Below are 10436 nucleotides of genomic sequence, written 5' to 3' on the forward strand. Positions count from 1 at the left end.
GGTTTGCCTATGTCGGAATCCTCAGTTCAGGCTGAAAGCGTGCCGATCACCATTCCGCGCCGCCTTGACCCTGAAGACGCACAGCTTGCCTTGCAACAACTGCAGTCCATCCTGAAGCGGCAAGAAGTCGTCGAAGCGCTGGCGCACCGCCAGTACGAAGACGACAATCGCTCGAACCTGCTGGAAGGGCTGCTGCACCGGCAGCACGAAAACGAGATCAAGGCGATCGTCAATCACCTGCATCCGGCAGACATCGCCTTCATTCTCGAATCGCTGCCCGTGCAAGAGCGGCAGGCTGTCTGGCAGTTGGTCAGCGCCGAGCACGACGCCGACGTGCTGCTGGAAGTCGACGACTGGGCGCGCGAATCGCTGATCGAGTCCATGGACCACCAGGACCTGGTCGCCGCCACCGGCAACATGGATGCCGACGAAATCGCCGACCTGGCTGCCGATCTGCCCGCCGAAGTCATTGCCGAGGTACAGAAGGGGCTGACCGACGAAGAACGGGCCCAACTGCTGGAAGCCATGGGCTACCCGGAAGACACCGTGGGCGCCATCATGGACTTCGAAATGGTCCGTGTCCGGGAAGACGTGACGCTGGAAGTCGTGCTGCGCTACCTGCGCCGCCTGCACGAACTGCCCGACCATACCGACCAGATATTCGTGGTGGATCGCGACGACAAGCTGCAAGGCACGCTGTACTTGTCCACCCTGCTGGTGCGCGAACCCGAAAGCCTGGTGTCCCAGGTCATGGTGACCGACTACCTGACGCTGAATCCGCTGGATTCCGATGCCGACGCCGCCGGCGCCTTCGAACGCTACGATCTTGTGTCGGCGCCCGTCACCGATGACCAGGGACGCCTGATCGGACGCGTCACCATTGCCGAAGTGGTTGACGTCATCCAGGAAGACTCCCAGGAGCAAGCCCTGTCCCGGGCCGGCCTGCAGGAAGAAGATATTTTCGCGCCCGTGCTGGATGCCTTGCGCAACCGGGCTCCCTGGCTGTTCATCAACCTGTGCACGGCGGCGATTGCGTCCCTGGTGGCATCCCGTTTCGAGGACACCGTCAGCCACATCGTCATCCTGGCCTTCCTGATGTCCATTGTGGCCGGCATCGGCGGCAATTCGGGCAATCAGACCATGACCATGATCATACGTGCGCTGGCGGTAGGCCGCGTAACCGGTTCGAACGCCTGGCAACTGGTCAAGCGCGAACTGACGGTCACCTTTCTGGTCGGACTATGCGGCAGTGTGGTGGCGGCCGCCTTTGCGTGGGCGATCTCGGGCTCGCTGGCCATTGCGGCCGTCATGATGGCCGCAATGATATGCAATATGCTGATCGGCGCCGCGCTGGGGGTATTGATCCCCATGCTGCGCGACCGCTTCGGCAAGGACCCCGCCATCGGCTCGTCGGTGCTGCTGACCTTCGCGACCGACTCGCTGGGGTTTTTCGTTTTCCTGGGGCTGGCGACCCTGTTCCTGATTTAAGCGGAACAAGGCTGCCCGCGAACAGCCTTATGCCAGCTTGCCGTGGCAATGCTTGTATTTTTTCCCGCTGCCGCAGGGGCAGGGTTCGTTGCGGCCCACCTTGGGCAGCCCCGCTGCGGCCTGCCCGGCCGGCGCCTGATCCAGCCCGGGGTCCTCGCCGCTAAGCGCCGCATCGTAATCCGAGTGATGATAGGTCACGTTGTCGAGCTTGGGCTCGGACTCTTCGACCTCGACCTGTTCCGGCGATTGAATGCGCACGGTCATCAGCACACGAACGACTTCGTTGCGGACACGGTCGAGCATGTCGGAGAACAGCTCGAACGCCTCGCGCTTGTATTCCTGCTTGGGGTCTTTTTGCGCGTAGCCGCGCAGGTGTATACCCTGGCGCAGATGATCAAGCGCCGACAAGTGATTGCGCCAGTGCGTGTCGATGGACTGCAGCAGCATGGACCGCTCGAAAGGCGCCCAGCCCTCGCGGCCGACCAGGTCCACCTTGGCCTGATACAGGCGCCGCCCTTCTTCCAGCACCCGGTCCAGCAGATCGTCGTCAGTCAGATTGGGTTCTTTTTCCAGCATGTCCACCAAAGGCATGGACAGTTGCCATTCGGCTTCAAGCGCCGACTGCAGGCTGGGGACATCCCATTGCTCTTCCATGGTGCCTTCGGGAACATAGGACCTGAACTGCTCGGCCAGGGCCGCGTCGCGCAGATTCGCAATGGTTTCCGATACATCGACCGACTCGAGCACTTCGTTGCGCTGCGAGTACAGCACCTTGCGCTGGTCGTTGGAGACATCGTCGTATTCGAGCAATTGCTTGCGGATATCGAAGTTGCGCGCCTCGACCTTGCGCTGCGCCGACTCGATCGAGCGCGAGACCATCTTCGCCTCGATCGGTTCGCCTTCAGGCAAGCGCAGGCGGTCCATGATGGCGCGCACGCGGTCGCCCGCAAAGATCCGCATCAGCGAATCTTCCAGCGACAGGTAAAAGCGCGAGGAGCCCGGATCGCCCTGGCGGCCGGCACGCCCCCGCAACTGATTGTCGATGCGCCGCGACTCGTGGCGTTCGGTGCCGATGATGCGCAAACCCCCGGCGGCCTTGACGGCCTCGTTGGCGGGCGCCCATTCGGACTTGATGGTTTCTATGCGCGCTTCTTTTTCATCGGCCGGCAAGGCATCGTTGGCCCGCACCAGGTCGATCTGCTTCTCGACGCTGCCGCCCAGGACGATGTCGGTACCCCGGCCCGCCATATTGGTGGCGATGGTGATGTGCCCCGGCTTGCCGGCCTCGGCCACGATTTCCGCTTCGCGGGCATGCTGCTTGGCGTTGAGCACTTCGTGCGGAAGCTTGGCCTTGACGAGCATGCCCGACAACAGCTCGGAATTTTCAATGCTGGTCGTGCCCACCAGCACGGGCTGGCCGCGCTCATGGCAGTCCTTGATATCGGCAAGGATGGCGTTGTACTTTTCGGCGTCGGTCTTGAACACCTGGTCATTCTGGTCCAGCCGCGCCATGGGCCGGTTGGTCGGGACAATGACGGTTTCCAGCGAGTAGATGGACTGGAATTCGTAGGCTTCGGTGTCAGCCGTACCGGTCATGCCGGCCAGCTTGTTGTACATGCGGAAATAGTTCTGGAACGTAATGGACGCGAGCGTCTGGTTTTCGTTCTGGATCTTGACGCCTTCCTTGGCTTCCACCGCCTGGTGCAAGCCATCGGACCAGCGCCGGCCGGACATCAGCCGGCCCGTGAATTCGTCCACAATGACGATCTCGCCGTCCTGCACCACATACTGCTGATCAAGAAAGAACAGATTGTGGGCGCGCAGCGCCACCATCAGGTGATGGACCAGCGAAATATGGCGCGGATCGTAAAGCGACTCGCCTTCGGGCAACAGGCCGATCTGGCCCAGGATCTCTTCGGCCTTGACTTGCCCCGCCTCGGACAAATGCACCTGCTGGCCTTTTTCGTCGACCCAGAAATCCCCTTCGGGCTCGGGTTCCTGCGGCTTGGGCTCGCTGGCCATGCGGGTCAGCATGGGCGGCACCACATTCATGCGCACATACAGATCGGTATTGTCTTCGGCCTGCCCTGAAATGATCAGCGGTGTACGGGCCTCGTCGATCAGGATAGAGTCGACTTCGTCGACGATGGCATAGTACAGCGGACGCTGGCGGCGGTCTTCGGCGCGGTATTCCATGTTGTCGCGCAGGTAATCGAAGCCGTATTCGTTATTGGTGCCGTAGGTGATATCGGCCTGGTAGGCCGCTTTCTTTTCTTCGTTGGCCTGCTGGGGCACGACGACACCCGTGCTCATGCCCAGGAAGGTGTAAAGCCGGCCCATCCATTCGGCATCGCGCCGCGCCAGGTAATCGTTGACGGTCACCACGTGCACGCCCTTGCCGGCCAGCGCGTTCAGGTAAACCGCCAGCGTCGCCATCAGCGTTTTACCTTCACCCGTGCGCATTTCGGCGATCTTGCCGTTGTGCAGGGCAATGGCGCCCACGAGCTGGACATCGAAATGGCGCATGCCGAATACGCGCTTGCTGGCCTCGCGGACAACGGCGAAAGCTTCGGGCAACAGGTCGTCCAGTTGCGCGCCATCGGCCACGCGTTGACGAAATTCGGCGGTTTTTGCGGTCAGCTCCTGGTCGGTGAGCGACACCATACCGGATTCGAGCGCATTGATTTGCGCCACCTGCTTGCGATACTGTTTGAGTATGCGGTCGTTACGACTACCAATGAACTTTTTTAGCAGAGAAACCATTCTTGTTTCGTCAATGTGAACTTGCATCGCTTGGGCGCAAATTCACACGCCTGTCTGTATGGGTTGGCGGAAAATCCCGCAGGAAAACGATACAGTTTAACGCACCTGAGGCGCAACCGTTCCCGTGGCTTCCGAGGCGTCCGCCACAAGCTGCTCGGGGTCCTGCTGCCGGGCCAGGAACAAGGTCGGGTCCAGGGGATGCCCCGCCATGCGCACCTCGAAATGCAGGTGCGATCCGGTGGAACGCCCGGTCGAGCCGACACGCGCAATAAACTGGCCTTTTTCGACAAGATCGCCGACCTTGACGGCGATCGACGACGCATGGGCGTAGCGCGTGACCAGCCCGTTTCCGTGGCTGATTTCGACCAGCTTGCCATAACCGGGCGCGTAGCGCGCTTGCGTCACGACCCCGCCGGAGGCCGCATGGATGGGCGTCCCCTTGGGCGCGGCGAAATCCAGGCCTTCGTGCATGGAATGGCGCCCCGTCACCGGATTGCGGCGCCAGCCGAACGATGAGCTCAGGTAGGGGTAGTTCACCGGCATGTAGGTCGGCAGGCTGGCCTCGACGCCTGTGCGCTTGGTCAGGACCAGATCGAGCATGGCGAACCAGTCTTTTTGCTCGACCAGTTGTTGGGCCATGGTATCGAGTTCGCGCCCCAGGCCTTCCGCCGACCACGAGGCGCCCGGTTCCGCCGTGATGTCGTCCATCACGGCCGGCATGGCAGCCTGTTCAAGGCTGGCCTGCACTTCGGGATCGGTATACGATACCCCGGCGACTTCAGCCACCCGTTTGCTCAGCCCGTCCATGGCAATCAGCCTGGCCTTCAGTTCGCCCACCTTGGATGCCAGCAGATTCATATTCTGGCGGACATACGCCGAATCGCGCGACATTTGCTCTGAAAAGATCTTTTCCTGATCGGCCGACAGCGCGGGCTGCGGGCTGCGCTGCGACTGCACCCAGGCGCCCGCCAGCGCCGACGCGCCCATGGCGGCCGCAAGCAGTACGGCGGCGGCAACGGCCTTGAACCCATTGGCGTTAGAATCGACGGAACGATTCCGTATAAACAGATTTCTCACTCTATACCTTCATAAAAATCCTGCATGTCCCGACGTCCCTCAAAACCCTCGCATGATGCCGCCCCCGCCACACTGGCGCTCAGTTGGCTTGGCAGCGACCAACAGGGCGCGCAGGTGCTGGCGGCAGCACGCAATCTGATGGCTGTGGAGCAGGCGGCAAAGCAAGCCCTGCCCCCCGCGTTGGCAGAGGTGTGCAAAGTGGCACGTATAGAAAGACAGCAAGTTACGCTGGCAGTTCCCAGCGCTGCGTATGCAGCGAAACTGCGTCAACTTGCGCCCCGGATAGTCCAGTTGCTGAACGACAGTGGCTGGAACCTTAACGAAATCAGCGTCAGGGTTCAAGCCGGACTGTGGCAAAGCCAGACAAAAACAGCATCCCGTGAAGTCATTCCACTGGATGACGCGGCCCTGGAAGCCTTTGAAACGCTACGCAGCGGATTGCGGCCCGGGCCGTTGGCCGATGCGATACAGCGTCTGATCAGGCATCACCGGCAGTAATTCCATTCCGGCCAAGACATGCGCCGGGCAGGCCTTGCCTTTAAGCGAACTTCCACTCTTGCGCAAAGGCCTTGGGGGCCGTGGCGGTGGACTCGTAGGTGACGAGTTCCCAGCTTTCCTGCTGGGCGAGCAGCGCCCGGGCCAGCTGATTGTTCAGGCCGTGCCCCGATTTGCACGCCACATAGCGCGCCACCAGAGGCTTGCCTATCAGGTAAAGGTCGCCAATGGCGTCCAGTATCTTGTGCTTCACGAATTCGTCATCGTAACGCAGGCCGTCGGCATTCAGCACGCGGTATTCATCCATGACGATGGCATTGTCAAGACTGCCGCCGCGGGCCAGCCCGGCTGCGCGCAAGGCTTCGACCTCGCTGGCAAAACCGAAAGTGCGCGCACGCGCGATGGTCTTGACGTAGGAATCTTTTTCAAAATCGACTTCGGCGAAGTTGGCCGTGGAGTCGATGGCGGGATGGTGGAAGTCAATGGCGAACGACAGCGCAAAACCGTCGTAGGGCTCGAGCCGGGCCCACTTCAGGTCATCGCCCTCGCCTTCGCGCACTTCAACTGTCTTCAGGACGCGCAGGAACTTCTTGGGCGCGGCCTGCTCGGCAAGGCCGGCCGAACGCAGCAGGTACACGAACGTACCCGCGCTGCCATCCATAATGGGGACTTCTTCGGCGGTCAGATCGACATGCAGGTTATCGATGCCCAGGCCCGCAAGCGCGGACATCAGGTGCTCGACCGTAGACACCCGGACATCGCCTTGCTGCAATACCGACGCCATGCGGGTGTTACCGACCTGATCGGCCTGCGCGGGCAAGTCGACGACTTGGGGCAAGTCAACGCGATGAAACACAATACCCGTATTGGGCGCGGCCGGGCGCAGGGTGATCTCGACCCGGCGGCCTGAATGCAGGCCCACCCCTTTGGTACTGATGGCTTTCTGAATGGTGCGTTGACGTAGCATAATTTATTCTTAAGCAAGCTCAGGCCGCATTGCGTATGCGCAATGGCCTTCCATGACATGATAGTGTAACCGAATTGAGGGTTAACCACTAAATATTTGTGTTTCAAGCGGCTTCAAAAAGCACGATAAAACCGCAACTTAGCGCAAAACGCGGCAATGCACGGCCCCCGGGGAGAGGGGCCGCGCATCTATCGGGTCTGGCCGGACATCGCCCTATCCGGCAGACATGTGAGAGGCAGGATTTACAGTAGTGTGACCCTTGATACCCGGTATCAGTCTGCCTGCTTGCGCAGGAAGGCCGGAATATCAAAGTGATCCATGCCAGCGGTTTCAAGGGCGCGCACCTGGGCCGAAGCCTGGCTGCGCGGGTTGCGTATGACGGCGGGCACTTCCGAGTTGCCGAAGTCATAGCCCGTCATGGGCATGTTGTCGGTGCCGGTGCGCAGCTCTTCGGCCGCATTCTGGACCAACTGCGGACGCTGTGCCGCGGCCCGGCCCAGACCGGTTGCCACGACGGTAACGCGCAGGTTCTCGCCCATGGACTCATCGTATGCCGTGCCGAACACGATGGTTGCATCGTCTGCGGCGTAGCTGCGGATGGTGTCCATGATTTCACGGGTTTCACGCATTTTCAGGGTGCGGCTGGCCGTGATGTTCACGAGCATGCCACGTGCGCCGTGTAAATCGACGCCCTCGAGCAATGGGCATGCAATGGCACGCTCGGCCGCCACACGCGCCCGGTCGGCGCCCGCGGCGATCGAGGTTCCCATCATGGCCTGGCCCTGCTCGCCCATGATGGTCTTCACGTCTTCGAAGTCGACGTTCACATTGCCTTCGACATTGATGATTTCCGCAATACCGGCGCACGCATTGTGCAGCACGTCATCGGCCGCCTTGAAGCAGTCTTCCTGCGTCGCATCGTCGTCCATCAGGTCGTACAGGTTTTCGTTCAGGACGACGATCAGGGAATGCACGTGCTTGGACAGCTCGGCGATGCCGTCTTCAGCCATTTTCAGGCGCTTGCCGCCTTCAAAAATGAAAGGCTTGGTCACAACGCCTACGGTCAGTATGCCCAGTTCCTTGGCGACTTCCGCCACCACCGGGCCGGCGCCGGTACCCGTGCCGCCGCCCATGCCGGCCGTGATGAACACCATATTGGCGCCCGTCAGCGCCGCGCGGATTTCTTCGCGTGCGGTTTCCGCCGCGGCACGTCCCTGCTCGGGACGCGCGCCCGCGCCCAGGCCGGTACGGCCCAGACGAATCTGCACCGGCGCCTCGCTGGTAGCCAGGGCTTGCGCATCGGTGTTGGCGCAGATGAAATCCACGCCATTGACGCCGGAACGGATCATGTGGGCAACGGCATTGCCGCCTGCGCCGCCGACTCCCACGACTTTAATAACGGTACCATTCGCGCTGGTATCGAGCATCTCAAAATTCATCATGATTGACTCCCTCACATATTCCAAAAAAAAGCGATAAATACAAAAATTTCCCCAGTACTGCTTATTGTTCGGAATGGTTTCAAAGGAAATGCCAGCCGAACGCTCGCACCTGATTTGAAACATTTCCGAGAGCAGGCTTGTACCGCCTGCCCATCAGGGCCGTCCGGCCCTAATTCATGAACCACTCCTTCATGCGCGCCAGCAACGTCTTGAAGCTGCCTTTCTGTTGAGCGACCTTGCGGCCCCTGGCACGCTGCAAACGGGCTTCCGACAGCAAGCCCATGACGGTGGAAAAACGCGGATTGTGCATCACATCGGCCAGGCTGCCTTCATAGGCGGGCACGGCGACGCGCACAGGTTTCAGAAAGACGTCTTCGGCCAGCTCGACAATGCCCGGCATCAGCGATGTGCCGCCGGTCAGGACAACGCCGGAGGCCAGCAAGTCTTCGTAGCCCGACTCGCGCACGATCTGCTGCACAAACGTGAACAGCTCTTCGATGCGGGGCTCGATCACGGCGCCCAGCGCCTGCCGCTTCACCTGGCGGTTGGGCCGGTCGCCCAGGCCCGGCACTTCGATGTGCTCGTCGGCACTGGCCAGCACCTGCTTGGCAATGCCGAAGCGCAGCTTGATTTCTTCCGCATCCGGCGTGGGCGTGCGCAGCATGGCGGCAATGTCGCTGGTGATCTGGTCGCCGGCGATAGGCACCACCGCGGTGTGGCGTATGGCGCCGCCGGTAAAGATGGCGATGTCCGTCGTGCCGCCGCCCACATCCACCAGCACCACGCCCAGTTCCTTTTCGTCCGAGGTCAGGCAGGCCAGGCTGGACGCCAGAGGCTGAAGAATCAGGTCTTGCACCTCGAGCCCGCAGCGCCTGACGCACTTGACGATGTTCTGCGCCGCGCTGACCGCGCCCGTCACGATATGGACGCGCACCTCCAGCCGCAAACCGCTCATGCCGATGGGCTCGCGGATATCTTCTTGCGAATCGACGATGAATTCCTGCGTCAGGACATGCAAGACCTGCTGATCGGTGGGGATGTTGACCGCCTTGGCGGTTTCGATGACCCGGGCGACATCGGTCGCCGTCACTTCCTTGTCCTTGACCGCCACCATGCCGCTGGAATTGAAGCTGGTGATGTGGCTGCCGGCGATGCCGGTATAGACCTCCCGGATCTTGCAGTCGGCCATGAGTTCGGCTTCCTCAAGGGCGCGCTGGATCGAGTTGACGGTCGATTCAATATTGACCACCACCCCCTTGCGCATCCCTTGGGACTCATGCTGGCCGAGGCCCAGCACTTCGAAACGTCCTTCGGGCAATATCTCGGCCACTACCGCCACCACTTTGCTGGTGCCGATATCGAGTGCAACGATCAGGTCTTTGATGTCACGGGTCATAGTCTTTTTACTTCGTAGAGATATTGGAAACAGGGGCCAACGTGATGGCAAATCCGTTGGAATAGCGTAAATCTGCACTGCTGATGGCACGGCCGTCCAGCCTTTCGGTCAAGGTGGGCCAGGCCTGCACAAAACGCTCGATGCGCGCGGCGAAGGGCAAGGCGCCGGAGCGTCCGTGCGGGTCGGCCACATCGGCGGCCGGATCGCGGCCAAGGCTCAGTCGCACGCCGTCGGAAAGCTTGACTTCCCAGGCATAGCGCGGGCTGAGCGTCACTTCATGCACGCTCAGATTGAGCGGCGCGAACCAGCGCGCAATCTCGGCGTAGCGCTGCACCACCAGGCGCTCGGAACTATCGGGCCCATTCAACTGCGGCAGGCGGGCATCGTCGGCCAGCTCGCCCTGATTGGCTGAAAAGGACTCGCCCCAGGTGTTGATCATCTGGTTTTCATTCCAGAGCGCCAGCGGCTGCTGCTCTTCAATCTGGATACGCAAGGCATCGGGCCAGACGCGGCGCACTTGCGCGTGCCGCACCCAGGGCACGGTTTCGAGCAAATGCCGGGTATCGTCCAGGTCGACTGAAAAGAAGTTGCCGGCCACCCGGCCCGCAATGGTGGCCTGAACGCTGGCCGCCGACACATAGTTGAAGGCGTCGGCCTGCAAGGGTTCGATCTGGATTTTCGCGATGGCAAAGTATGGCCGCTGCGCCACCCAGACAACGACGCCCGCGATCAAGGCGAGCACAGCCAGCAAAGCCAGCGTGTTCGCAATGAAGTTGGTCAGGCGTGCGTCGGAAAACACCAGCGTCTC

8 protein-coding genes are annotated in these 10436 nt (G+C 61.3%); 2 read left to right on the forward strand and 6 right to left on the reverse strand.

The genetic code is table 11. From position 1 onward, the window contains the following. Positions 1 to 9 precede the first annotated feature (9 nt). Positions 10 to 1488 carry a magnesium transporter gene (gene mgtE, locus RE432_RS19280; protein ID WP_310935140.1) on the forward strand — a complete coding sequence of 493 codons (1479 nt, stop codon included), beginning with the start codon at positions 10 to 12 and terminating at the stop codon, positions 1486 to 1488. A 27-nt stretch (positions 1489 to 1515) separates the two neighbouring features. Here mgtE and secA read toward each other — a convergent pair whose 3' ends face one another. Continuing rightward, positions 1516 to 4251: a preprotein translocase subunit SecA gene (gene secA, locus RE432_RS19285; protein WP_310935141.1), complete on the reverse strand. Its 2736-nt coding sequence runs from the start codon at positions 4249 to 4251 to the stop codon at positions 1516 to 1518. A 96-nt stretch (positions 4252 to 4347) separates the two neighbouring features. Then, on the reverse strand, positions 4348 to 5238 hold the full coding sequence (locus tag RE432_RS19290; protein WP_310935223.1) for a M23 family metallopeptidase: 891 nt from the start codon (positions 5236 to 5238) through the stop codon (positions 4348 to 4350). A gap of 114 nt (positions 5239 to 5352) precedes the next feature. Between RE432_RS19290 and RE432_RS19295 the strand changes: the two genes are divergently transcribed. Next, positions 5353 to 5826, forward strand: coding sequence for a DciA family protein (locus RE432_RS19295; RefSeq protein ID WP_310935142.1), 474 nt, complete (start codon positions 5353 to 5355; stop codon positions 5824 to 5826). A gap of 40 nt (positions 5827 to 5866) precedes the next feature. On the opposite strand, the gene lpxC is transcribed toward RE432_RS19295, so the two are convergent. The 4 genes from lpxC to RE432_RS19315 form a co-directional block, all read right to left on the reverse strand. Continuing rightward, entirely contained in the window at positions 5867 to 6790 is a 924-nt protein-coding gene (gene lpxC, locus RE432_RS19300; RefSeq protein WP_310935143.1) for a UDP-3-O-acyl-N-acetylglucosamine deacetylase, read from the reverse strand. Between the two features lie 272 nt (positions 6791 to 7062). Beyond that, the gene (ftsZ, locus tag RE432_RS19305; protein WP_310935144.1) at positions 7063 to 8232 is read right to left on the reverse strand and encodes a cell division protein FtsZ; all 1170 of its coding nucleotides are present in this window, start codon (positions 8230 to 8232) and stop codon (positions 7063 to 7065) included. Positions 8233 to 8401: 169 nt separating this feature from the next. Then, positions 8402 to 9628 carry a cell division protein FtsA gene (ftsA, locus tag RE432_RS19310; RefSeq protein WP_310935145.1) on the reverse strand — a complete coding sequence of 409 codons (1227 nt, stop codon included), beginning with the start codon at positions 9626 to 9628 and terminating at the stop codon, positions 8402 to 8404. A 7-nt stretch (positions 9629 to 9635) separates the two neighbouring features. Next, complete coding sequence (locus RE432_RS19315) at positions 9636 to 10427, reverse strand: cell division protein FtsQ/DivIB (RefSeq protein ID WP_310935146.1); 792 nt, start codon at positions 10425 to 10427, stop codon at positions 9636 to 9638. Positions 10428 to 10436 lie beyond the last annotated feature (9 nt).

Source organism: Pusillimonas sp. SM2304, from assembly GCF_031628915.1.
GTDB lineage: Bacteria > Pseudomonadota > Gammaproteobacteria > Burkholderiales > Burkholderiaceae_B > Pusillimonas_C.

What these genes read in the sequence shown, in the direction of transcription:
- mgtE (WP_310935140.1), top strand. Translation starts at nt 10, where the DNA reads ATGTCGGAATCCTCAGTTCAGGCTGAAAGCGTGCCGATCACCATTCCG.
- ftsA (WP_310935145.1), bottom strand. Translation starts at nt 9,628, where the DNA reads ATGACCCGTGACATCAAAGACCTGATCGTTGCACTCGATATCGGCACC.
- lpxC (WP_310935143.1), bottom strand. Translation starts at nt 6,790, where the DNA reads ATGCTACGTCAACGCACCATTCAGAAAGCCATCAGTACCAAAGGGGTG.
- ftsZ (WP_310935144.1), bottom strand. Translation starts at nt 8,232, where the DNA reads ATGATGAATTTTGAGATGCTCGATACCAGCGCGAATGGTACCGTTATT.
- RE432_RS19290 (WP_310935223.1), bottom strand. Translation starts at nt 5,238, where the DNA reads ATGGGCGCGTCGGCGCTGGCGGGCGCCTGGGTGCAGTCGCAGCGCAGC.
- RE432_RS19295 (WP_310935142.1), top strand. Translation starts at nt 5,353, where the DNA reads ATGTCCCGACGTCCCTCAAAACCCTCGCATGATGCCGCCCCCGCCACA.
- secA (WP_310935141.1), bottom strand. Translation starts at nt 4,251, where the DNA reads ATGGTTTCTCTGCTAAAAAAGTTCATTGGTAGTCGTAACGACCGCATA.